At 66.1% G+C, this 22,258-nt stretch carries 22 protein-coding genes; 18 read left to right on the top strand and 4 right to left on the bottom strand.

The genetic code is table 11. The annotated features are described in order from the left end of the window. Window positions 1-235: 235 nt before the first annotated feature. The 5 genes from ACX1DW_RS20115 (at window position 236) to ACX1DW_RS20095 (ending at window position 3,306) form a co-directional block, all read left to right on the top strand. Window positions 236-652, top strand: a complete 417-nt coding sequence (locus ACX1DW_RS20115; RefSeq protein WP_458992253.1) for a polyribonucleotide nucleotidyltransferase — start codon at window positions 236-238, stop codon at window positions 650-652. Between the two features lie 24 nt (window positions 653-676). Further along, on the top strand, window positions 677-1,567 hold the full coding sequence (locus ACX1DW_RS20110; RefSeq protein ID WP_458992252.1) for a cation diffusion facilitator family transporter: 891 nt from the start codon (window positions 677-679) through the stop codon (window positions 1,565-1,567). Between the two features lie 323 nt (window positions 1,568-1,890). Beyond that, window positions 1,891-2,370: an Lrp/AsnC family transcriptional regulator gene (locus ACX1DW_RS20105; protein WP_017246503.1), complete on the top strand. Its 480-nt coding sequence runs from the start codon at window positions 1,891-1,893 to the stop codon at window positions 2,368-2,370. 149 nt (window positions 2,371-2,519) lie between these two features. Beyond that, a complete protein-coding gene (locus tag ACX1DW_RS20100; RefSeq protein WP_063540890.1) occupies window positions 2,520-2,912 on the top strand; it encodes a globin in 393 nt (130 codons plus the stop codon). A gap of 175 nt (window positions 2,913-3,087) precedes the next feature. Then, the gene (locus tag ACX1DW_RS20095) at window positions 3,088-3,306 is read left to right on the top strand and encodes a DUF2788 domain-containing protein (protein ID WP_003298283.1); all 219 of its coding nucleotides are present in this window, start codon (window positions 3,088-3,090) and stop codon (window positions 3,304-3,306) included. A 21-nt stretch (window positions 3,307-3,327) separates the two neighbouring features. Here the strand turns inward: ACX1DW_RS20095 and ACX1DW_RS20090 are convergent, their stop codons facing one another. After that, window positions 3,328-3,957, bottom strand: coding sequence for a pseudouridine synthase (locus tag ACX1DW_RS20090; RefSeq protein WP_458992251.1), 630 nt, complete (start codon window positions 3,955-3,957; stop codon window positions 3,328-3,330). A 280-nt stretch (window positions 3,958-4,237) separates the two neighbouring features. Between ACX1DW_RS20090 and urtA the strand changes: the two genes are divergently transcribed. From urtA to ACX1DW_RS20030, 12 genes are all read left to right on the top strand, one after another. After that, complete coding sequence (urtA, locus tag ACX1DW_RS20085; protein ID WP_041108008.1) at window positions 4,238-5,506, top strand: urea ABC transporter substrate-binding protein; 1,269 nt, start codon at window positions 4,238-4,240, stop codon at window positions 5,504-5,506. 177 nt (window positions 5,507-5,683) lie between these two features. Further along, window positions 5,684-7,255 (top strand): urea ABC transporter permease subunit UrtB, encoded by a 1,572-nt coding sequence (urtB, locus tag ACX1DW_RS20080; RefSeq protein WP_458992250.1) that lies wholly within the window; start codon window positions 5,684-5,686, stop codon window positions 7,253-7,255. Beyond that, on the top strand, window positions 7,252-8,331 hold the full coding sequence (urtC, locus tag ACX1DW_RS20075) for an urea ABC transporter permease subunit UrtC (protein WP_458992249.1): 1,080 nt from the start codon (window positions 7,252-7,254) through the stop codon (window positions 8,329-8,331). Before urtB ends, urtC begins: the two co-directional genes overlap by 4 nt. Further along, window positions 8,328-9,179: an urea ABC transporter ATP-binding protein UrtD gene (gene urtD, locus ACX1DW_RS20070; protein WP_458992248.1), complete on the top strand. Its 852-nt coding sequence runs from the start codon at window positions 8,328-8,330 to the stop codon at window positions 9,177-9,179. Before urtC ends, urtD begins: the two co-directional genes overlap by 4 nt. Before the next feature lie 94 nt (window positions 9,180-9,273). Next, entirely contained in the window at window positions 9,274-9,972 is a 699-nt protein-coding gene (urtE, locus tag ACX1DW_RS20065; protein WP_458992247.1) for an urea ABC transporter ATP-binding subunit UrtE, read from the top strand. 103 nt (window positions 9,973-10,075) lie between these two features. Next, complete coding sequence (mgtA, locus tag ACX1DW_RS20060; RefSeq protein ID WP_458992246.1) at window positions 10,076-13,624, top strand: magnesium-translocating P-type ATPase; 3,549 nt, start codon at window positions 10,076-10,078, stop codon at window positions 13,622-13,624. Window positions 13,625-13,811: 187 nt separating this feature from the next. Then, window positions 13,812-14,645, top strand: a complete 834-nt coding sequence (locus tag ACX1DW_RS20055) for an urease accessory protein UreD (protein ID WP_458992245.1) — start codon at window positions 13,812-13,814, stop codon at window positions 14,643-14,645. 140 nt (window positions 14,646-14,785) lie between these two features. Next, entirely contained in the window at window positions 14,786-15,088 is a 303-nt protein-coding gene (gene ureA, locus ACX1DW_RS20050) for an urease subunit gamma (protein ID WP_003283033.1), read from the top strand. Window positions 15,089-15,099: 11 nt separating this feature from the next. Further along, on the top strand, window positions 15,100-15,654 hold the full coding sequence (locus ACX1DW_RS20045) for a GNAT family N-acetyltransferase (protein WP_080977926.1): 555 nt from the start codon (window positions 15,100-15,102) through the stop codon (window positions 15,652-15,654). Further along, complete coding sequence (locus ACX1DW_RS20040; protein ID WP_011914741.1) at window positions 15,651-15,956, top strand: urease subunit beta; 306 nt, start codon at window positions 15,651-15,653, stop codon at window positions 15,954-15,956. Before ACX1DW_RS20045 ends, ACX1DW_RS20040 begins: the two co-directional genes overlap by 4 nt. A 101-nt stretch (window positions 15,957-16,057) precedes the next feature. Then, entirely contained in the window at window positions 16,058-17,758 is a 1,701-nt protein-coding gene (gene ureC, locus ACX1DW_RS20035) for an urease subunit alpha (RefSeq protein WP_061337584.1), read from the top strand. 129 nt (window positions 17,759-17,887) lie between these two features. Next, on the top strand, window positions 17,888-19,069 hold the full coding sequence (locus ACX1DW_RS20030; protein WP_253749040.1) for a GAF domain-containing sensor histidine kinase: 1,182 nt from the start codon (window positions 17,888-17,890) through the stop codon (window positions 19,067-19,069). Here the strand turns inward: ACX1DW_RS20030 and ACX1DW_RS20025 are convergent, their stop codons facing one another. Further along, window positions 19,070-19,336 carry a DksA/TraR family C4-type zinc finger protein gene (locus ACX1DW_RS20025; RefSeq protein ID WP_102838738.1) on the bottom strand — a complete coding sequence of 89 codons (267 nt, stop codon included), beginning with the start codon at window positions 19,334-19,336 and terminating at the stop codon, window positions 19,070-19,072. Between the two features lie 205 nt (window positions 19,337-19,541). Between ACX1DW_RS20025 and ACX1DW_RS20020 the strand changes: the two genes are divergently transcribed. After that, window positions 19,542-20,267 carry a TorF family putative porin gene (locus ACX1DW_RS20020; RefSeq protein ID WP_458992244.1) on the top strand — a complete coding sequence of 242 codons (726 nt, stop codon included), beginning with the start codon at window positions 19,542-19,544 and terminating at the stop codon, window positions 20,265-20,267. Between the two features lie 6 nt (window positions 20,268-20,273). Here the strand turns inward: ACX1DW_RS20020 and ACX1DW_RS20015 are convergent, their stop codons facing one another. Beyond that, window positions 20,274-21,137 carry an isocitrate lyase/PEP mutase family protein gene (locus ACX1DW_RS20015; protein ID WP_003301755.1) on the bottom strand — a complete coding sequence of 288 codons (864 nt, stop codon included), beginning with the start codon at window positions 21,135-21,137 and terminating at the stop codon, window positions 20,274-20,276. 100 nt (window positions 21,138-21,237) lie between these two features. Further along, window positions 21,238-22,110 carry a DMT family transporter gene (locus ACX1DW_RS20010; protein WP_256076747.1) on the bottom strand — a complete coding sequence of 291 codons (873 nt, stop codon included), beginning with the start codon at window positions 22,108-22,110 and terminating at the stop codon, window positions 21,238-21,240. Window positions 22,111-22,258 lie beyond the last annotated feature (148 nt).

The following is a 22,258-nucleotide window of genomic DNA, read 5'->3' as shown; positions in this document are numbered from 1 at the left end:
AACCAAACGTAAGCTCTTGGTAAAAGCATCGAAGCCTTTACGAATTTCGGACCAAACGGATTGGTCGCCCACCGTTAAGATGCCCAAGCCAGCCCCGCGGCTCCAGACCAGGGTGGTTTCGCCGCATCTGCACGCGTCGCACCGCGCGCGAACGCTGAGCCTTAAGAAACGGTCTGATATCGGGAAAACATCACGCAGCCCTTGTATAGTTGCGCCACTTTTCCCGGAGGTCTTTATGCGTACCCGTAACCGAATCATCGGCGGCGTGTTGGCCGCTTCCCTGTTCACCCAACTGACCGCCTGCGGCACGCTGTTCTATCCCGATCGCCGCGGGCAGATCGAAGGCCGCATCGACCCGGCCATCGCCGTGCTCAACGCCGTCGGCCTGCTGTTCTATGTCATTCCCGGCCTGATCGCCTTCGGTATCGACTTCGCCACTGGCGCGATCTACCTGCCCGACGACCAGTACTCCGTTGCGCCGGAGAAACTGCAGGAAGCCATTGGTGCCGACGGCGTGATCGATCAGGCCCGTCTGAAAGCCATCATCGAGGCGGAAACCGGCCGCAGTCTGCCGCTGGACGACCCACGACTGATCCAGCACAACGGCAGCACCGAGCAGCTGGCCGCTTTCGGCCTGCGCCCGGCCGCCTGACGCGCACAGGGATAGCCGCCGCCGATGAGCATCAATCGTGACCACGCCCGGCTCATGCGTCGGGCCACCGCTGCGGCATTGGCGACGGCCATCCTGCTGGCGCTGAGCAAGGCGGTGGCCTGGTGGCTGAGCGGCTCGGTGAGCCTGCTGGCCGGCCTCACCGACTCGCTGCTGGACGGCGCCGCCTCGCTGCTCAACCTGCTGGCGGTGCACTACTCGCTGCGCCCGGCGGACGACGACCACCGCTACGGCCATGGCAAGGCCGAGGCCCTGGCCGGGCTGGGCCAGGCGGCATTCATCTGTGTCAGCGCGATCCTCGTCGGCGTGCAAGGCGTCGACCGCCTGCTGCACCCGCAACCGTTGGGCGCGCAGGGCGTCGGCATCGCGGTGATGATTTTCTCACTGGTGATGACCGCCGTGCTGCTGACCTACCAGCACCACGTGGTCAAGCTCACCGGCTCCACCGCCATCCGCGCCGATTCGCTGCACTACCGCTCCGATCTCCTGCTGAATACCAGCATCCTGCTCGCGCTGGTGCTGGCCAGCTTTGGTTGGGAGCGAGTGGACGCGCTGTTCGGCATCGCTATCGCGCTGTACATCTTCTGGAGCGCGATCAGCATCGTCCGCGAGGCCGGTGCCGTGCTGATGGATACCGAGCTGTCGCCAGAAATCAGCGAACAGATGCAGCAACTGGTCTGCGAAGTGCCCGGCGTGCATGGCTGTCATGATTTCCGCACACGTGTTTCTGGCACGCGCTGGTTCGTGCAGTTGCACCTGGAGCTGCCCGGTGAACTGCCACTGTCGCAGGCACATGATCTGTGTGTGGCGGTGGAGAATACGATTCACGACCGCTATCCGAACGCGGAGGTGCTGGTGCATGCCGACCCGCTTGAGGTGGCGCCGCCGAGGCGGTAAGCAGTTCGACCACCACAACGCTCACAACGAAAAAGACCACGCCTGGGCGTGGTCTCTTCGATTCGTCTGGCCGATGGTAACGGCTGCTTCGCACGGTGCCTCGTGAGCGCCGGAGGCCCGGACCGTCGGTCTCGGTAAGACTTTCGGTGACCGCGGCGGGGATCGCGTGCCGTGGTCGTTCTGCCGGGGGCTGAAGTTGAGATAAAGTTTACGCCGCCCCGACCGGCATCGGATTGCGAACATTGCTGATCACAGCACCTCTTGCGCAATCGACAGCCCTGGACTCATCATCCCGCGCAATCCGATCCCAAAGGTCTCCCTCCATGAGCAAACTCGACCGCTACGACCTGCGCATTCTCGCCGAATTGCAGCACGACGCCCGCATCTCGAACCAGGAGTTGGCCGAACGCATCGGACTGTCGCCCTCGCCCTGCTCGCGCCGCGTCAAGCAGCTGGAAGACGACGGCTATATCGCGCGCCAGGTCGCCCTGCTCGACCGCAAGAAGCTCGGTCTGACGCTGACCGCCTACGTGCTGATCGGCATGGACCGGCACACCCCGGAGCGCTTCGAGCATTTCGAGGGGGTGATCGGACGCTGCCCGGAGGTGCTGGAATGCAGCCTGGTCACCGGCATGGATGCCGACTACCAGCTCAAGGTAGTCGTGCCCGACATGGACCACTACCAGCAGTTCCTGCTCGGCACCCTGACGCGTATCGAAGGCGTCTCCAGCGTGCGTTCCAGCTTCGTCCTGCGTCAGGTAGCGTCGAGCACAGAGCTGCCGCTGGAGCATTTGCGCAGCTGAGACGCAGCGCACAGCTTGCACCCTACTTTTCGCAGGGTTACTGCCTATAATCCGCGCCCTTGTTTTCCGGCCCGCCTAGGCGAGCCGGACTGCCGAATGCGACGCCCCATGCAGGCGCCGTTCCAGATCCTTCGTGCAAGGGACGCCCCATGAACGACACCAACCGCGTCATGCAAAGCTATGGCCGCTGCTGCGCGAGCCCCAGCTTCTTCGACGATTTCTACGTGACTTTCCTCGCCAGCTCGCCGGCGATACGGGAGAAGTTCGCCCGCACCGACATGACCGCGCAAAAGCAGCTGCTACGCGCCGGCATTCTCAACCTGGTGCTGTTCGCCCGCGGCATGCCGGATACCAAGCTCCGCGCACTGGGCGAGAGCCATTCACGGGCGCGGCTGGACATCCGCCCGGAGCTCTATGACCTATGGATCGATGCGCTGCTCAAGACCATCCGCCAGCACGATGGCGAGCTGCAGCAACAGGACCTGAAGGCCTGGCACATGGTGTTGAACAAGGGCATCGACGTGATCAAGGCGGCCTACTGAATATCGGTGAGACATTTCGCCGCACCGGCGCCCGGCCGGCGCGACCCGAACGCTTTCCGAGCTCGACCGTCCAACCAGCGGTGGCACACCCGCCACTCGCTGGCGGCGTATACTGCGCCGCTTTCGCGCCCGGCCTGCCACGGGCGCATTCGTCGAAGTCACTCAGGAGATCCCTGTGGAGCCCGAAGTTTTCGAAAAGTGGATGATGATCGTGCTCGTCGGCGGGCTGATGGCCTTCATGGCGTTCATCATCTGGGACCTGGCCAAGAAGTCGAAGGCCGGTCGCCTCGGCACCGCCATTCTCTTCCTCGGCCTAGGCCTGTGCCTGTTCGCCTTTCTCGCCAAGCCGGTCATCGGTTACGTCATCGAAGTGACTCAGGGCATCCCGCACTGAGTTGAGGCACCGGCCGGCGCGCTACAGCTGCGCCGGCACCTCCCGCCACTCCCCCGGCTGCAGGCCATCCAGCGTCCAAGGGCCGATGCGCACCCGCACCAGGCGCAGGGTCGGCAACCCGACTGCCGCCGTCATGCGCCTGACCTGGCGATTGCGTCCTTCGCGAATCACCAGTTCCAGCCAGCAGGTCGGCACGCTCTTGCGAAAGCGTACCGGCGGGTTGCGTGGCCATAGCTCGGGCTCATCGAGCTGCCGCGCTTCGGCCGGCAGGGTCATGCCGTCGTTCAGCTCGACGCCCTGACGCAGCCGCTCCAGCTGTGTCTCGTCCACCTCGCCCTCCACCTGCACCCAGTAGGTCTTGGGCAGCTTGTGCTTCGGGTCGGCGATGCGCGCCTGCAACCGACCGTCGTTGGTCAAGAGCAGCAGCCCCTCGCTGTCGCGATCCAGGCGCCCGGCGGGGTAGACGCCCGGCACCTGCACGAAATCCTTCAGCGTCGCGCGGCCATCGGCATCGTTGAATTGCGTCAGTACATCGAACGGCTTGTTCAGCAGCAACAGCCGCGGCTCGGCCGGCGGCGCCTTGGCGACGCGCCGCGGCGCAGGCGGTCTGGCAGGCGATCGCGAGGATGGAGAACGCGGTGGACGGGGCATGGCGACGGGTCTCGGAGCGGGCCGGCCATGCTAGAAGCCAGGCCTGCAACGGGCAAGTGGCGGGCCGGCACCGAAATCGGGCAAAGCGGGCCCTGGCAGTGCACCAGGCGCCCTGCGATGCACCAGCATGGCTCACCACGCAAGCTGCCGGATCAACCCAGGATCGGCGCAAAGCGGCGTCGTAGAAGGCTTTGCGCCATTTGGCACGGATGCTGCCATTGCTCCAGGCGTTCCGATGTACCCAGCCCACAGTTGCGCACGGACAGCCAAGGAGCCCCAAATGAAACGCCGTCCTCTGATCAAGACCACCCTCGCCGCCAGTGCCCTGATGCTCAGCGGCCTGTTCCCTTTCACCCTGCAGGCCGCCGAAACCATCAAGGTCGGCATCCTGCATTCGCTGTCCGGCACCATGGCCATCTCCGAGACCTCGCTCAAGGACATGGCGCTGATGACCATCGACGAGATCAACGCCAAGGGCGGCGTGCTCGGCAAGCAGCTCGAGCCGGTAGTGGTCGATCCGGCGTCCAACTGGCCGCTGTTCGCCGAGAAAGGCCGTCAGCTGCTGACCCAGGACAAGGTCGCGGTGACCTTTGGTTGCTGGACTTCGGTTTCGCGCAAATCCGTGCTGCCGGTCTATGAAGAGCTCAACGGCCTCTTGTTCTACCCGGTGCAGTACGAAGGCGAGGAACTGTCGCCGAACGTCTTCTACACCGGCGCCGCACCGAACCAGCAGGCCATCCCGGCCGTCGAGTACCTGATGAGCGAAGACGGCGGCAGCGCCGAGCGCTTCTTCCTGCTCGGTACCGACTACGTCTACCCGCGCACCACCAACAAGATCCTGCGCGCCTTCCTGATCAGCAAGGGCGTGCCGGAATCCAGCATCGAAGAGGTCTACACCCCCTTCGGTCACAGCGATTACCAGACCATCGTCGCCAACATCAAGAAGTTCTCCGCCGGCGGCAAGACCGCCGTAGTGTCGACCATCAACGGCGACTCCAACGTGCCCTTCTACAAGGAGCTGGCCAACCAGGGCCTGGACGCCACCGACGTTCCGGTCGTCGCCTTCTCGGTCGGCGAAGAAGAGCTGCGCGGCATCGACACCAAGCCGCTGGTCGGTCACCTGGCCGCCTGGAACTACTTCCAGTCGGTTGAAAACCCGGTCAACGAAGCCTTCGTCAGCAAGTGGAAGGCTTACGCCAAGGCCCAGAACCTGCCGGGCGCCGACAAGGCGGTGACCAACGACCCGATGGAAGCCACCTACGTCGGCATCCACATGTGGGCGCAGGCGGTCGAGAAAGCCGGCAGCACCGAGGTGGACAAGGTGCGCGATGCCCTCGCCGGGCAGACCTTCGAGGCGCCGAGCGGCTACACCCTGACCATGGACGAGAAGAACCACCACCTGCACAAGCCGGTGATGATCGGCGAGGTCCAGGAGGACGGCCAGTTCTCGGTGGTCTGGGAAACCGAAAGCCCGGTCCGCGCCCAGCCGTGGAGCCCCTACATCCCGGGCAACGACAAGAAGCCGGATTACGCGGTGAAGTCGAACTAACCGCTGCGGTCGTCGCGGTGGATGGGGTGACGCGCCTACAGCGCGCCCCGATCCACCCCACGATCACTCGGGTTTCGTTGGGCGGAACGGGACGCGTAGTCGAGACGTTCTCATCCGCCCGCCCATCGCCGCCACCTCCATCAAGAGAGCCCGCGGCGCCCCCTGGGGAATGCACAGATGAACACTGCCCTGCACCGATTATTGCTGCTGCTCCTGCTCGCCCTGCCCTGGGCGGCCCAGGCCGGAGACGCGGCCGACTACGCCAAGGCCAGCCCGGCCAAACAGGCCAGGCTGCTGGAAAGCTGGGCCGCCGCGCCCGCACCTGAGCGCCTCGAACTGATCGAAGCGCTGCGCGCCAATCGCGTCGCCATCGACCAGAACAAGACGCCCTTCATCGAGGAAAACGGAGCCTACCGTGCCGTCGAAGGTGATGCCGAGCCGGTCGGCACGCCGAAGAAGCTGCGCCTGAACAACCGCCTGCGCGGCCTGCTCAACACCGCTCTGGCGAGCCACCAGCTGTTCGCCGAAGACCCCGCCCAGCGCCTCGCCGCGGCCAAGCGCCTGCAGCGCAGCGGCCAACCGGAACAGCTCGAGCTGCTCCAGCAGCGCCTGGACGCCGAGGACGATGCCGCCGTCAGCGAAGCGCTGACCCTGGCGCTGGCCAACCTGCAGCTGACCGCAAGCGACCCCGCAGTACGCCTCGCCGCGGTGCGCCTGCTCGGCGAAACCGGCGCGCCCATGGCCCGGGTGCGCCTGGAGAACCTGCTGGCCAACGAGGCGGAAACCGACGCCAACGTGCGCAAGGCCGCCGAGACCAGCCTGGCTCAGGTCAAGCGCAAGCTCCTGATCGGCGAGCTGCTCGGCCAGGCCTTCAGCGGTCTGTCGCTGGGCTCGATCCTGCTGCTCGCCGCCCTCGGCCTGGCAATCACCTTCGGCCTGCTCGGGGTGATCAACATGGCCCACGGCGAGATGCTCATGCTCGGGGCCTACACCACTTACATGGTGCAGGTGCTGATGGCGCGGCTCGCCCCGGAAGCCCTCGCCTTCTACCCGCTGGTGGCGTTGCCGGTGGCCTTCTTCGTCACCGCCGCGATCGGCATGGCGCTGGAACGCACGGTGATCCGCCATCTGTACGGCCGCCCACTGGAAACCCTGTTGGCGACCTGGGGCATCAGCCTGATCCTGATCCAGCTGGTGCGGGTGCTGTTCGGCGCGCAGAATGTCGAGGTCGCCAACCCGGCCTGGCTGTCCGGTGGCCTGCAGGTGCTGCCGAACCTGGTGCTGCCGTACAACCGCATGGTGATCATCGGCTTCGCGCTGTTCGTGGTGCTCCTGACCTGGCTCTTGCTGAACAAGACGCGCCTGGGCCTGAACGTGCGCGCGGTAACGCAGAACCGCAACATGGCCGCCTGCTGCGGCGTGCCCACCGGGCGCATCGACATGATGGCCTTCGGGCTGGGTTCCGGCATCGCCGGGCTCGGCGGCGTGGCCCTGAGCCAGATCGGCAACGTCGGCCCTGACCTCGGCCAGAGCTACATCATCGATTCCTTCCTGGTGGTGGTGCTCGGCGGTGTCGGTCAGCTGGCCGGCAGCATCTTCGCCGCCTTCGGCCTCGGCATCGCCAACAAGATCCTCGAACCGCAGATCGGCGCCGTGCTGGGCAAGATCCTCATCCTCGCGCTGATCATCCTCTTCATCCAGAAGCGTCCGCAGGGGCTCTTCGCTCTCAAGGGGAGGGTCATCGATTGAACCAGCCACTTACCCTCACCGCCGCGCAGAAAGCCGGGCCGAAAGCCACGATCATCGCCCTCGGCCTGGCGCTGGCCGTCCTCGTCGCCATGCCGCTGCTGCACCTGCTTCCGGCCGAGCATGCCCTGCACGTTTCGGCCTACACCCTGACCCTGGTGGGCAAGATTCTCTGCTACGCCATCGTCGCCCTGGCGCTGGATCTGGTCTGGGGTTACGCGGGGCTCTTGTCCCTCGGCCACGGCCTGTTCTTCGCCCTCGGCGGTTACGCCATGGGCATGTACCTGATGCGCCAGAGCGCCGGTGACGGCCTGCCGGCATTCATGAGCTTCCTCGCCTGGAACGAGCTGCCCTGGTATTGGTATGGCACGTCGAGCTTTCTCTGGGCCATGTGCCTGGTGGTGCTGGTGCCCGGCGTGCTGGCCTTCGTCTTCGGCTTCTTCGCCTTCCGCTCGCGGATCAAGGGCGTGTACTTCTCGATCATGACCCAGGCGCTGACCTTCGCCGGCATGCTCCTGTTCTTCCGCAACGAGACCGGCTTCGGCGGCAACAACGGCTTCACCGATTTCAAGACCATTCTCGGTTTCTCGATCTCGGCGCCGGCGACCCGCGCCACGCTGTTTCTCGCCACCGTGGCGCTCCTGGCCGGCAGCCTGTACCTGGGCTTTCGCCTGGCGCGCAGCAAGTTCGGCCGGGTGCTCACCGCCCTGCGCGATGCCGAGAACCGGCTGATGTTCTGCGGCTACGACCCGCGCGGCTACAAGCTGTTCATCTGGACGCTGTCGGCGGTGCTCTGCGGCCTGGCCGGTGCGCTCTACGTGCCGCAGGTGGGGATCATCAACCCCAGCGAGATGGCGCCGACGCAATCCATCGAGGCCGCCGTCTGGGTCGCCCTCGGCGGACGCGGCACGCTGATCGGCCCGCTGCTCGGCGCCGGCCTCGTCAACGGCATGAAGAGCTGGTTCACCGTGGCCTTCCCCGAATACTGGCTGTTCGCCCTCGGTGCGCTGTTCATCGTCGTCACCCTGTACCTGCCCAAGGGCGTCATCGGCCTCATCAAGCGGAGGGGCGAAGAATGAAAACCGTACCCTGCAGCGCCGTCATCGACGGCTTCGACCCCACCGGGGGCGGCCTGACCCGCGATGCCATCGGCCTCGGCCGGGTCGCCGAGAAGGGCCTGGACGTACGCCACGGCACCATCCTCAGCCTGGAAGACATCAACGTCAGCTTCGACGGCTTCAAGGCGCTGACGGATCTCAGCCTGTACATCGGCGTCGGCGAGCTGCGCTGCATCATCGGCCCCAACGGCGCCGGCAAGACCACCATGATGGACGTCATCACCGGCAAGACGCGCCCCACCAGCGGCAGCGCCTGGTTCGGCGAAACCCTGGACCTGACCCGCATGAGCGAGGTGGACATCGCTCAGGCCGGCATCGGCCGTAAATTCCAGAAGCCCACGGTGTTCGAAGCGCTTTCAGTGTTCGAGAACCTGGAGCTGGCGCAGAAGACCGACAAGTCGGTGTGGGCGAGCCTCAGGGCCAGGCTTTCCGGCGAGCAGAAGGACCGCATCGACGAAGTGCTGGAGACCATTCGCCTCGGCCAGTCGCGTCATCGCCCGGCCGGGCTGCTGTCCCACGGGCAGAAGCAGTTCCTCGAGATCGGCATGCTGCTGATGCAGTCGCCGCAGCTCTTGCTGCTCGACGAGCCGGTGGCCGGCATGACCGACGCCGAGACCGAGTTCACCGCCGAGCTGTTCAAGTCCTTGGCGCGCAAGCATTCGCTGATGGTGGTCGAGCACGACATGGGCTTCGTCGAGACCATCGCCGACCACGTCACCGTGCTGCATCAGGGCCAGGTGCTGGCCGAGGGTTCGCTGCAACAGGTGCAGGAGGACGAGCGGGTGATCGAGGTGTACCTGGGGCGTTGAGCAAAAAAGGTGGCAGGCTTCGGCCGTCCACCCTACGCCCACCGAAAACGGCGCAGCCTTTTCCACGCGTCACGAAAGAAACAAGGACATCGACATGCTGCAAGTCCAGCAACTGCACCAGTACTACGGCGGCAGCCATATCCTGCGCGGCCTCTCGTTCGAGGCGAAGGTCGGCGAAGTCACCTGCCTGCTCGGACGCAACGGCGTCGGCAAGACCACCCTGCTCAAGTGCTTGATGGGCCTGATCCCGGCCAAGGAAGGCGCGGTGAACTGGGAGGGCAAGCCGATCACCGGCTTCAAGCCGCACCAGCGCGTGCACGCCGGCATCGCCTACGTGCCGCAGGGGCGCGAGATCTTCGGCCGCCTGACCGTCGAGGAAAACCTGCTGATGGGCCTGTCCCGCTTCAACGCCAGGGAAGCCAAGGAAGTACCCCTGTTCATCTACGAGCTGTTCCCGGTTTTGCAGGAAATGAAGCACCGTCGCGGCGGCGACCTCTCTGGCGGCCAGCAACAGCAGCTCGCCATCGGCCGCGCGCTGGCGAGCAAGCCGCGCCTGTTGATCCTCGACGAACCCACCGAAGGCATCCAGCCCTCGGTGATCAAGGAGATCGGCGCGGTGATCAAGAAGCTCGCGGCCCGCGGCGACATGGCGATCCTCCTGGTGGAGCAGTTCTACGACTTCGCCGCCGAACTGGCCGACCAGTACCTGGTGATGAGCCGCGGCGAGATCATCCAGCAGGGCCGTGGCGAAAACATGGCCGCCGAGGGTGTGCAACGCCTGGTGGCGATCTAGCCTTGCTGCAGCGCCCCCACGGGGGCGCCTGATCGGTGTCAATGTCCGGTTCTCCCGCCGGGCCGATGATTGACAGCGTTGGCTCCAGCAGGGGGTGCACGGCATGCACGATGCGTTCGACTCTTCCGCCCCGACCGAACATGCCAGGCCGCTGATCTGGCTGTCCTGGCTGTTGGGCGCGGCCATGCTCGGCGCGCTGGTGGTCGGCGTCCTGCAGTTGGCCGACGCCAGCCACTTCGCCCTGGTTCTCAGCCAGGCCGAGCCGGCCTGGCTGCTGGTCGCCATCGCGCTGCAGGGGCTGACTTACGTCGTCCAGGGCCAACTGTATCGCCAGGTACTGACGGCCGCGGGCACGTCGCTGCCGTTGTGGGACGCCACCAAACTCAGCCTGACCAAGCTGTTCATCGACCAGGCCCTGCCTTCCTCCGGATTCAGCGGAGCGGTGGCAGTGGTCGCCCTGCTGCAACGCCGCGGCATCGCTGCGTCTCAGGTTTCCAGCTGCTTCATCGTCAGCGTGTCGGCCTATTTCGTGGCCTACCTGCTGGCGCTCGGCGCCGCCCTCTTCATCGCGATCGACAGCGGCCATGGCAGTCTCGCCGTGATCGCCACCAGCGCAGCCTTCATGCTGTTCTGCGGCCTCATGGCGATCGCCGCGCCGCTGATCGCCGGGCTGCCGCAGGGCGCCCTGGCCAGGCGCCTGCAACACGTGCGCTGGATGCAACGCCTGCTGGCGATGGTGTTCGCGGCCGAGCCCCGGCTCACTCGCAATCCGCGCCTGCTGAGCTGGGCCAGCGGCTATTCACTGCTGATCATCCTGCTTGACGCCCTGACCCTCTGGGCGCTGCTTCACGCGGTCGGCCACGCGGCGCCCTTCGCCGGCATCTTCGCCAGCTTCATGCTGGCCAGCGTGTTGCGCAGTGTCGGCATCGTGCCGGGTGGGCTGGGGGCGTTCGAGGCCGCCGCGGTGGCGACCCTCAGCTGGGCCGGCGTGCCGCTGGCGGCCGGCCTGTCGGCAACGCTGCTGTTTCGCGTATTGAGCTTCTGGCTGCCGATGCTGCCCGGCTTCTGGCTCTCCCGGGACGCCTTGCGGGCCGGGGCCGCAGACCACCACGAGACGGTCACGCCGGACTACTGGAGCCAGCCGCTGGATGAGCTCTACGCCAGCCTGAAGAGCGGCCCGAACGGGCTCGCCAGCGACGCTGCCGCCGCGCGTCAGCCGTCGGTCAGGCGTACGTACCGGCCGAACCTGGCGCGGCAGTTCGGCGCCTCGCTGCTGCGCCAGCTGTCCAGCCCGCTGGTGCTGATCCTGTTGATCGGCGCGCTGGTGGCGCTGATCGCCCATGACTGGCTGGATGCCCTGATCGTGCTGGCCATCGTCATCGCCAGCGCGCTGGTCGGCAGCCTGCACGAGGTCCGTTCCAACCGCGCGATTGCGCGCCTGCGCGAACAGGTGGCCAGCCGCGCCGATGTCTGGCGCGACGGGCGCCTGCAGAGCCTGGCCGCGGATGAAGTGGTGCCCGGCGATATCGTCGAGCTCTCGGCCGGCAGCCTGATTCCGGCCGATGGCCGGCTGGTCGAGGCGCGCGACTGCTTCGTCAACCAGGCCCTGCTGACCGGCGAGACCTTTCCGGTGCAAAAGCAGGCGATCCGGGTCGCCAGCGACGCCGCCCTGGCGCAGCGCGACAACTGCCTGTTCCGCGGCACCTCGCTGCGCAGCGGCACGGCGCGCCTGCTGGCCGTGCGCTGCGGCCTGCATACCGAGCTCGGCCATATCGAGCGCTCGCTGGTGTTGCGCCCGCCGGAAACCGAGTTCGAGCGTGGCCTGCGCCAGTTCGGCGGTCTGCTGCTGCGGGTGATGCTGGTGATGGTCACGGCGGTGCTCGGGCTCAACCTGTTTCTCGACCGACCGCCGCTGGACACCCTGATGTTCGCCATCGCCCTGGCCGTCGGGCTGTCGCCGGAGCTGTTGCCGGCGATCCTCAGCGCGACCCTTTCGGCCGGCGCGCGACGCATGGCGGGGCGCGGCGTGATCGTGCGCCATCTCAACGCCATCGAGAATCTCGGCGCGATGGACACCCTCTGCACCGACAAGACCGGCACCCTCACCCGCGGCGTGGTGGCCCTCGACGGCGCGCTGGACGCCGACGGCCAGCCCAGCACCACGGTGCTGCGCATGGCCTGGCTCAACGCATCGCTGCAGACCGGCCTGCGCAACCCGCTGGACGAGGCGATCGGCGACTACGCCCGCGACAAGGCGCCGGCCATGACTGGCGCCGACAAGCTCGATGAAATTCCCTACGACTTCGTCCGCAAGCGCCTGAGCGTGCTGCTGCGCGACGCCGGCGAGCCCACACCACGGCTGATCTGCAAGGGTGCGCTGGATAACGTGCTGCAGGTGTCGGCGTTCGTGCAACAGGGCGATGCCGTGCTGCCGTTGACCGCCGAGCGGCGTGAGGCGCTGGCGGCCCGCTTCGCTGCCTGGAGCGCCGCCGGCTATCGGGTGCTCGGCCTGGCCTGGCGCTCCATGGAAGGCGAGCGCTGCACCGTCGATGATGAGCAGGCGCTGGTCTTCGCCGGCTTCCTGCTGTTCTTCGACCCACCCGAGCCCGGTGTGCGCGAGGAACTGGCGGCGCTGCGCGAGCTTGGCGTGGCGGTGAAGATCATCAGCGGCGACAACCGCCTGATCGCCCGGCAGGTGGCCGAGAGCGTCGGCATCGATGTCGAGCGCGTCATCACTGGCGCCGAGATCGGGCAGATGCGCGACGAGGCGCTGATCAACCTGGCGCCGCGGGTCAGCCTGTTCGCCGAGGTCGATCCCAACCAGAAGGAGCGCATCATCCGCGCGCTGCAGAAGACCGGCCACGTGGTGGGCTTTCTCGGCGACGGCATCAACGACGCGCCGGCACTGCATGCCGCGGACGTCGGCATCTCGGTGGACAACGCGGTGGACGTGGCCAAGGAGGCGGCCGATTTCGTCCTGCTGCGCCACGAGCTGGGCCTGGTCCGTCAGGGCATCGACGAAGGCCGACGTACCTTCGCCAACACGCTGAAGTACATCTACCTGACCACCAGCGCCAACTTCGGCAACATGATCAGCATGGCCGTGGCCTCGTTCTTCCTGCCCTTCCTGCCGCTGCTGGCCAAGCAGATCCTGCTCAACAACTTCCTCTCCGACATCCCGGCCATCGGCATCGCCGGTGACCGCGTCGATGCCGACTGGTCACGCACGCCGCACCGCTGGGACATCGGCGAGGTGCGTCGCTTCATGATCCTGTTCGGCCTGATCAGCTCGGCCTTCGATCTGCTCACCTTCGGCGTGCTGCTGTACCTGGTGGGCGAGCAACCGGAGCTGTTTCGCAGCGGCTGGTTCGTCGAATCGCTGATCACCGAACTCGCCATCATCTTCGTGGTGCGCACGCACAAGCCGTTCTACCGCAGCCGGCCGGGGCGCTTCCTGCTGGTCAGTTCACTGCTCATCGCGCTGCTGACCGTGCTGCTGCCCTACACGCCGGTGGGCGGCTGGTTCGCCCTGCAGCCGCTGCCAGCCACGGTGCTCGGGGCGGTTCTGCTGATCACGCTGCTCTATGCGGCCTGTTCGGAATGGACCAAGCAACGCTTCTTTGCCCGGCTCGGCGCATCCCGTCAGCCCTGAGCAAGAGCGCAGCAAGCGCACCACGAAAGGGCGTGGCGAAACGGGCGGCAGCAGATCGCACCGTAACGGTGCATATCCCACGGGTCTCATCGTCGACGAGGCCTCGCACGCCCCGAAGCTGCGCATACCGATGGATGGAGGCACGACTATTGCTGTCTGCCCAGTCAACTACCACCGGCAGCCGCGCATGACCGTTCTGACTCACCCCTTCACCCCGCACTGGCAGGCCGAGCTCGAGCTCGGCTATACCCGCATCGGCGACGCGACGCGCCCGGTGCTGCGCCGCCATAGCGGACCGCTACGGGTGCAGAAGCATCTGTATCCCGAAGGGTCGGAAGTCTGCCAGCACATCATCGTCCACCCCCCGGGCGGCATCGCCGGCGGGGATCGGCTGGACATCAGCGTCACGCTCGGCCCCGGCGCCTGGGCGCAGCTGACCAGCCCTGGTGCAGCCAAGTGGTATCGCGCCGCCAGCCCGGCCTTTCAGGACCTGCAGCTGCGCGTCGAGGCCGGTGCCACGCTGGAATGGCTGCCGCAGGAGACCATCGTCTATTCCGCGGCTCAGGCCGAGCTGAACACTCGCATCGAGCTGCACGGCGACGCCCGGCTGTTCTACTGGGACATCGTCGCCCTCGGCCGGCCGGCAGCAGGCGAGCGCTTCGACGCCGGGCATTTCCAGGCGCGCCTGGGTATCCGTCGCGACGACCGACTGATCTGGCACGAGCGCCAGCGCATCGCCGGCGCCGATGCGTTGCTCGACTCACTGATCGGCCTCGACGGGCGTTCGGTGTTCGCCACCCTCATTGCCAGCGGCGAGCTCGACGCGGACCTGCTGGAGCGCTGCCGTGAACTGCCCAGCCGCGTGCGCGGTGACCTGACGCAACTGCCGGGGCTCATCGTGGCGCGCTGTCTGGCCGACGAGGCGCTGCACGCCCGCGCCTGGCTGATCGACCTGTGGCGGCTGTTGCGTCCCGCACTGCTGGGCCGCGAAGCGGTACCGCCGCGAATCTGGAGTACCTGAATGATCGATGGGCACGGCTGCGCCGCTGCCCTCACTACGCCGGCGCGCCTGCGTGCACGTCGCCCTGAACAACGCTGCGTGGTCTCGACCACCGGCCGGTGGATACGAAGAGCGACATCCACCCTACGACTGGAGCGGTTATGGATCTGTCACCAAGAGAGAAGGACAAGCTGCTGATCTTCACCGCCGGCCTGGTGGCCGAGCGCCGGCTGGCCCGCGGTGTGAAGCTCAACTACCCGGAGGCCATGGCCTACATCTCCGCCGCGCTGCTCGAAGGCGCGCGCGACGGCCAGACGGTCGCCGAGCTGATGCACTACGGCACCACCCTGCTCAGCCGCGAGCAGGTGATGGAAGGCGTGCCCGAGATGATTCCGGAAATCCAGGTCGAGGCGACCTTCCCGGACGGCACCAAGCTGGTCACGGTGCATCAACCAATCGCCTGAAATATCGGTCAATGTCTACTGCCCACGACCTTGAACCGTTCTTGAAGGAAACCAACGTGCAGATACGCGACGCCCTGGACACCGACCTCGAAGGCATCCTGCAGATCTACAACGACGCGGTGCAGAACAGCACGGCGATCTGGAACGACCACTGCGTCGACCTCGCCAACCGCCAGGCCTGGCTGGCCGAGCGTCACGCGCAGGGCTACCCCGTGCTGGTCGCAATCGACGAGCTGGGCCGCGTGGCCGGCTATGCCTCCTTCGGCCCCTGGCGCCCCCACGACGGCTTTCGTCATACCGTGGAGAACTCGGTCTACGTCAGCCCCGACCATCGCGGCAGCGGCATCGGCCGCAGCCTGATGAAGGCACTGATCGAGCGCGCCCGCATGCTCGAGAAGCATGTGATGGTCGCCTTCATCGAAAGCGAGAACCGCGCCTCGGTGCATATGCACCAGCAACTGGGCTTCATCCATGTCGGCCAGATGCGCCAGGTCGGCTGCAAGTTCGGCCGCTGGCTGGACCTGACCATGATGCAACTGACCCTGAACAGGACCTCGAAACCATGATTCCCGGCGAATACCAGATCCAGGACGGCGATATCGAGCTCAACGCCGGCCGCCGCACCCTGACCCTCTGCGTGGCCAACAGCGGCGACCGGCCGATTCAGGTCGGTTCGCACTACCACTTCTTCGAAACCAACGACGCGCTCACCTTCGATCGCGCCGCCTCGCGCGGCATGCGCCTGAACATCCCGGCCGGCACTGCGGTGCGCTTCGAACCGGGCCAGAGCCGCGAGGTGGAGCTGGTCGAGCTGGCCGGCGAGCGCCGGGTGTTCGGCTTCGCCGGGCGGGTAATGGGCGCGCTCTAGGGCACAGCGCTTTTCGTAGGGTGGAGAACGCCGAAGGCTTTTCCACCGTGAACAGGATCGGTGGATGGCTTCGGCCATCCACCCTACGCGAGACGATACGGATGAAGATTTCCCGCCAAGCCTATGCCGACATGTTCGGCCCCACCGTTGGCGACAAGGTGCGCCTGGCCGACACCGACCTGTGGATCGAAGTCGAAAAAGACTTCACCACCTATGGCGAAGAGGTGAAGTTCGGCGGCGGCAAGGTGATCCGCGACGGCATGGGCCAGAGCCAGCTGTGCGCCGCCGAGGTGGTCGATACCCTGATCACCAACGCGCTGATCCTCGACCACTGGGGCATCGTCAAGGCCGACGTGGGTCTCAAGGACGGCCGCATCGCCGCCATCGGCAAGGCCGGCAACCCGGACATCCAGCCCGATGTGACCATCGCCATCGGCGCCAGCACCGAAGTGATCGCTGGCGAAGGCATGATCCTCACCGCCGGCGGCATCGACTCGCACATCCACTTCATCTGCCCGCAGCAGATCGAAGAGGCGCTGATGAGCGGCGTGACCACCATGATCGGTGGCGGCACCGGGCCTGCTACCGGCACCAACGCCACCACGGTGACGCCCGGCCCCTGGCACATGGCGATGATGCTCAAGGCCGCCGACGCCTTTCCGATGAACATCGGCTTTACCGGCAAGGGCAACGCCTCGCTGCCCGAACCGCTGATCGAGCAGGTCAAGGCCGGTGCCATCGGCCTCAAGCTGCACGAGGACTGGGGCACCACCCCGGCCGCCATCGACAACTGCCTGTCGGTCGCCGACCAGTACGACGTGCAGGTGGCCATCCATACCGACACGCTGAACGAATCGGGCTTCGTCGAGACGACCCTCGGCGCGTTCAAGGGCCGCACCATCCACACCTACCACACCGAAGGCGCCGGTGGCGGCCACGCGCCCGACATCATCAAGGCCTGCGGCTTCGCCAACGTGCTGCCCAGCTCCACTAATCCGACCCGGCCGTTCACCCGCAACACCATCGACGAGCACCTGGACATGCTCATGGTCTGCCACCACCTCGACCCGAGCATCGCCGAGGACGTCGCCTTCGCCGAGAGCCGCATCCGCCGCGAGACCATCGCCGCCGAAGACATCCTGCATGATCTCGGCGCGTTCTCCATGATCAGCTCCGACAGCCAGGCCATGGGCCGCGTCGGCGAGGTAATCACCCGCACCTGGCAGACCGCCGACAAGATGAAGAAGCAGCGCGGCGCCCTGCCGGGCGACGGCGCGGGCAACGACAACTTCCGCGCCAAACGCTACATCGCCAAGTACACCATCAACCCGGCGATTACCCACGGCGTCAGCCACGAGGTGGGCTCGATCGAAGTGGGCAAGTGGGCCGACCTGGTGCTCTGGCGCCCGGCGTTCTTCGGCGTGAAGCCGAGCCTGATCCTCAAGGGCGGCGCCATTGCCGCGAGCCTGATGGGCGACGCCAACGCCTCGATCCCGACGCCGCAGCCGGTGCACTACCGGCCGATGTTCGCCAGCTTTGGCGGTTCGCTGCATGCGTCGAGCTTCACCTTCATCAGCCAGGCCGCCTTCGAGGCCGGCGTACCGGAACAGCTGGGACTGAAGAAGAAGATCGGCGTGGTCCGGGGTTGCCGTCAGGTGCAGAAGAAGGACCTGATCCACAACGACTACACGCCGGACATCCAGGTCGACCCGCAGAACTATCAGGTGCGCGCCGATGGCCAGCTGCTCTGGTGCGAGCCGGCCGAAGTGCTGCCGATGGCGCAGCGCTACTTTCTGTTCTGATCGACTGATGCGTAACCAGTCGCCGCTCACCGGCGCGGCGCAACCCGCTCCGCTCGGCTGAGCGCCGCCTGCAGAAGAGGTCGGCCATGTTAAAGTGGCCGGCCTTTTTTCGCCGCTCAGGGCCTGCAGATGGTGCGATCCATCCTCGACGACCTGCTCACCGTCCAGCGCATCAGCGCCGTCCCGGCCATCCTGCAGGTGGTCAGCGAAACCACCGGCCTGCGCTTCGCTGCGGTTGCCCGCGTCACCGAGACGAACTGGACCGCATGCGCCGTGCTCGATCGCATCGAGTTCGGCCTGAAGGTCGGTGGCGAGCTGGATATCACCACGACGCTGTGCAGCGAGATCCACGCCTCGCACCAGCCGATCATCATCAGCCAGGTCAGCGCCGACCCCGATTACTGCAACCATCACACGCCGCAGATGTATGGCTTCGAAAGCTATATCTCGGTGCCGGTGCTGCGCGCCGACGGTAGTTTCTTCGGCACGCTCTGTGCGCTCGATCCACTGCCACGCGACCTGTCCAGCCCGGCAACGCGGGCAATGTTCGAATCCTTCGCGCGCCTGCTGACCCTGCAGATCGAAGCCGAGGAGCAGCAGCAGGCCACCCGTGCAGCGTTGGCCGACGAGCGCATCACTGGCCACCAGCGCGAGCAGTTCATCGCCCTGCTCGGGCACGACCTGCGCACCCCGCTCGCCTCGATCCAGGCGGCCAGCGATCTGCTGGTCCGGCGCTCGACGGAACGCGGCACGCAGCAGCTCGCCGAGCATGTGCGCACGTCCAGCCAGCGCGCCTCGCGCATGGTCGATGATCTGATGGATTTCGCGCGCGGCCAGCTGGGCAATGGCATACCGCTGAACTGGACCGCCGCAGCCAACCTGCATCTCACGCTGATGCAGGTGGTCACCGAACTGCGCACCGCCCATCCACGCCGAGTCATTCTCGAACAGGTGCCGGAGCTGCCGGTGTTCGAATGCGACCCGGACCGGATCGCCCAGCTGCTGGCCAACCTGATCACCAACGCGCTGCACCATGGCGCCAGCACTGGTCCGGTGATCGTGAAGGCCGAGGTGATCGACGAGCACTTCCAGCTGGCGGTGCACAATCGCGGCACGCCAATCCCGGCGCAACGGCTGGGACGACTGTTCCATGCCTATTCCCAGGAAGACGACACCTCGCGCAACGGGCTTGGACTGGGGCTGTTCATCGTTGACCAGGTGGCCAAAGCCCATGGCGGCGGCATGCAGGTAACCTCCAGCGCCGAGGCCGGTACCACCTTCACCTTCCGCATGCCGCTGCAGCGCGCCTGATCAGCGCAGCTGGCTGTCCTTGCTGCCACGGCGGTTATAGCCGCTGAACCTGGCGTCTTCCTTGTCCTGCTCGGCCTGGCACTTGATGCACAGCCTGACGCCGGGTACCGCTAGACGCCGTGCTTCGGGAATGGCCGCGCCGCACTCCTCGCAATGCTTGAGGCTCTCGCCGCGGGCGAGCTTGCTGCGGGCACGCTGCACCGCGTCTTCGACCGTGCTGTCGATCTGCTCCTGGACGGCACCATCACCTGCCCAACCTGTCGCCATTGCTCACCTCCCGCATCGGCTCTCGATGCTGTTCTGCTTTGGAGTCATTGCGCGGGCGGATGCTCACCCCAGGCGATACCGCCCATCGAATGACGCCGGGCAATCGACGGATGGCGCAACCCGAGCGGCACAGTCACCTATCCTGCCTCGGTTTACGCCGACGGCTTAGTGCCTCGGGCCTTTGCGAACCGGCAGGGCAGCCAGCATGAAGCGCATCTTACCGATCATAACCAGCGTGCTCCTGGCAGCGGGCTGCGCCAGCGAACCACAGGTGCTCGAACGCGAACTGGGCACCTTCGATCTCAAGCTGGGCACCGAGCCCGCCCGCAGCATGGCTCAGGGGCTGGTGCAACCGAGTACCGGCAATGCATTCCATGGCGGGCTCGATCTCACCCATGCCAGCGGGCTGTATGTCGGGCAGTGGTCCCCCAGCGTCGGTCTGGTCGAGGGAAGGCAACTCGAGGTGAACTCCTATCTCGGCTACGCCCAGCAGAACGATCATGACCAACTCGGCTACGAGATCGGCCTGATGCGCTACAGCTTTCCGGAACTGCCCGAATGGGATCGACACGAATACTACGGTGGCCTGACGCTGGGCGATCGCCGCCTCGGTGCGGCGCTTAACAGTGCCGCCGGGCGCACCGACAGCACCTTCTACTTGGACTTGGGCACGGTGACGCCATTCGCCGTCGGCGTCCGCGTGAAGTACTCGAGCCACGCGCTGGCCACACCGCATTATCTCGACGGTGGCGGCAGCGTGGACATGTTCAGCGACTGGTCGCTCGACCTCTCGCGGCCCTGGCTGGGCCTGCAACTGAACCTGTCCTACAGCGACTCCAGCCTGAGCGGCCAGGCCTGCAGCGCCTACTCGGGACAGAACCCGCGTTGCGACGGCCTGCTGACCTTCCGTGCCGAGCGGCAGCTGTTCTGAGCGCGGCTATTCCTTGACCTGCATGTACTCCTCGGCCCAGACGACGTATTCATCGGCCGTGGAGTATTTGACCGACAGCTGCGAAGCGTTCAGGTCCAGCGCATCGACCTGGCGTTGTTCGCGCAGGCAGTCGTAGGTCGCCTTGATCGCCGCGAAGTAGGCCGCGTGACCGTTGACCACGATGCGTACGCCGAGCGCCGCCAGCCGCGCGTTGTCGCGCAGGTTGGGGTTGCCGTAGGTGACCAGCATCAGTGGCTTGCTGAGTTGGCTGGCGATGCTCTCCAGGTGGTCGAAATCTTCGATGCCGACCAGGCAGATGGCATCGGCGCCGGCCTTTTCGTAGGCCTGGGCGCGGGCGATGACTTCCTCGAAGCCGATCACGCCAGCATTGGTACGGCCGATGATGGCCATTTCCGGATCGACTCGCGCCTCCAGCGCCGCGCGGATCTTGCCGACGGCCTCGAACATGCCGATGAGGTCGGTGGAGCGGCGGCCGAATTTGGGCGGCAGCAGGGTGTCCTCGATGGTCAGCGCGGAAATCCCGGCGCGCTCCAGTTCGGAAACGGTGCGCATCACGTTCAGCGCGTTGCCGTAGCCATGATCGGCGTCGGCCAGCACCGGCAACTGGGCGACACGGCAGATACGCGTGGCCTGCTCGACGAATTCGCTCAAGGTGATGAGGTTGAAGTCCGGCGCGGCGAGGACCTGCAGCGAGGCCACCGAGCCACCGAGGATGCCCACTTCGAAGCCGAGGTCGGCGGCGATGCGCGCGGACATCGGGTCGAACACCGAGGCGGTGTGGAAGCAGCGGTCGGCGTTCAGCAGCTCGCGAAAGTTGCGGCGCAGGTCGTGATGAGAGAGTCGCGGCATATAGGCTCCAAGGGTGCACGCAAGGGTCGATTCGCCCTGTCTTTTCATTTCAGTGTTGTTGAGAAGCTGCCTGGTCGGCCGAATGGCACATTTTCGCTGGTTATCCCTCGACCGGCCCCTGGCGGCGCTGCACATAAGCCATGCACAGGCCACTGGCCATGATCACCGCCATACCGAACAGCGCTCCGGCATCCGGCGCGTGATCGAAGGCGACATAGCCGACCACCCCGGCAAACACGATCTGCCCGTAGGTGAACGGCGCCAGCGTCGCCGCGCTGGCGAAGCGGAAGGCATTGGTCAGCAGCAGGTGGCCGAGCATCGCCATGCCGCCGAGCGCACCCATCAGCAGCGCGTCGTGCAGCGTTGGCGTCCGCCAGTTGAAGACCACCAGCACGCTCAGTGTCACGCAGCCGACCAGGCTGGTCAGGTAGTTGCTGGTCACCGGGTGGTCGGTACCGGCCAGGCGCCGGGTCACCAGCTGATACACGGTGAACGACAGCGCCGCGCCGAAGGGCAACAGCACCGCCGGGGTGAACAGCGCCGAACCGGGGCGCACGATGATCACCACCCCGAGCAGACCGAAGGCCACGGCGAGCCACTGGCTGCGACTGACCCGCTCGCCCAGCAGCGCCGAGGCGATGGTTACCAGCACCGGGGTCAGAAAGATCACTGCGGTGGCTTCGGCCAGCGGGATGAAATGCAGGCCGTTGATGAACAGCAGGCTGACGCTGACCAGGCTCAGCCCGCGCAGCAATTGTGGCCACGGGCGCAGGGTGCGAAACACGCGCTGGCCCATGCGCGGCACGAACAGCGCGGTCATCAGCACCGTCTGCGCGACGTAACGAGCCCAGATGACCAGAAACACCGGGTAGATTTCCGAGAGGTGTTTGGCCAGCCCGTCATGACTGGCCAGCAACAGACCCGACAGCAATATCAGCAGGACGCCGTAGAGCGGGTGATGGTGATCGTTCAACGCAGGCCTCAGCCACTTGTTAGCAGGCTAACCATTATGCCTGTCATCTTGTCGCACCGCTGCACCAATCAGCTGAAACCTTTCAGCCCAGCGAGGACGGGGGGTGCCACTGCCCTGTCCGTCCCGCTGCGTGGGCTGACGGGGCGCG

It is taken from the genome of Stutzerimonas sp. KH-1 (assembly GCF_054483855.1).
Note: the sequence above shows the minus strand (reverse complement) of the source record. Positions and strands in the feature narration are given on the sequence as shown.

Excerpts from the sequence above, each read along its gene's own strand:
- ACX1DW_RS20115 (WP_458992253.1), top strand. The coding sequence starts at position 236 with ATGCGTACCCGTAACCGAATCATCGGCGGCGTGTTGGCCGCTTCCCTG.
- ACX1DW_RS20110 (WP_458992252.1), top strand. The coding sequence starts at position 677 with ATGAGCATCAATCGTGACCACGCCCGGCTCATGCGTCGGGCCACCGCT.
- ACX1DW_RS20105 (WP_017246503.1), top strand. The coding sequence starts at position 1,891 with ATGAGCAAACTCGACCGCTACGACCTGCGCATTCTCGCCGAATTGCAG.
- ACX1DW_RS20100 (WP_063540890.1), top strand. The coding sequence starts at position 2,520 with ATGAACGACACCAACCGCGTCATGCAAAGCTATGGCCGCTGCTGCGCG.
- ACX1DW_RS20090 (WP_458992251.1), bottom strand. The coding sequence starts at position 3,957 with ATGCCCCGTCCACCGCGTTCTCCATCCTCGCGATCGCCTGCCAGACCG.
- urtA (WP_041108008.1), top strand. The coding sequence starts at position 4,238 with ATGAAACGCCGTCCTCTGATCAAGACCACCCTCGCCGCCAGTGCCCTG.
- urtB (WP_458992250.1), top strand. The coding sequence starts at position 5,684 with ATGAACACTGCCCTGCACCGATTATTGCTGCTGCTCCTGCTCGCCCTG.
- urtD (WP_458992248.1), top strand. The coding sequence starts at position 8,328 with ATGAAAACCGTACCCTGCAGCGCCGTCATCGACGGCTTCGACCCCACC.
- urtE (WP_458992247.1), top strand. The coding sequence starts at position 9,274 with ATGCTGCAAGTCCAGCAACTGCACCAGTACTACGGCGGCAGCCATATC.
- mgtA (WP_458992246.1), top strand. The coding sequence starts at position 10,076 with ATGCACGATGCGTTCGACTCTTCCGCCCCGACCGAACATGCCAGGCCG.
- ACX1DW_RS20055 (WP_458992245.1), top strand. The coding sequence starts at position 13,812 with ATGACCGTTCTGACTCACCCCTTCACCCCGCACTGGCAGGCCGAGCTC.
- ureA (WP_003283033.1), top strand. The coding sequence starts at position 14,786 with ATGGATCTGTCACCAAGAGAGAAGGACAAGCTGCTGATCTTCACCGCC.
- ACX1DW_RS20045 (WP_080977926.1), top strand. The coding sequence starts at position 15,100 with ATGTCTACTGCCCACGACCTTGAACCGTTCTTGAAGGAAACCAACGTG.
- ACX1DW_RS20040 (WP_011914741.1), top strand. The coding sequence starts at position 15,651 with ATGATTCCCGGCGAATACCAGATCCAGGACGGCGATATCGAGCTCAAC.
- ureC (WP_061337584.1), top strand. The coding sequence starts at position 16,058 with ATGAAGATTTCCCGCCAAGCCTATGCCGACATGTTCGGCCCCACCGTT.
- ACX1DW_RS20030 (WP_253749040.1), top strand. The coding sequence starts at position 17,888 with ATGGTGCGATCCATCCTCGACGACCTGCTCACCGTCCAGCGCATCAGC.
- ACX1DW_RS20025 (WP_102838738.1), bottom strand. The coding sequence starts at position 19,336 with ATGGCGACAGGTTGGGCAGGTGATGGTGCCGTCCAGGAGCAGATCGAC.
- ACX1DW_RS20020 (WP_458992244.1), top strand. The coding sequence starts at position 19,542 with ATGAAGCGCATCTTACCGATCATAACCAGCGTGCTCCTGGCAGCGGGC.
- ACX1DW_RS20015 (WP_003301755.1), bottom strand. The coding sequence starts at position 21,137 with ATGCCGCGACTCTCTCATCACGACCTGCGCCGCAACTTTCGCGAGCTG.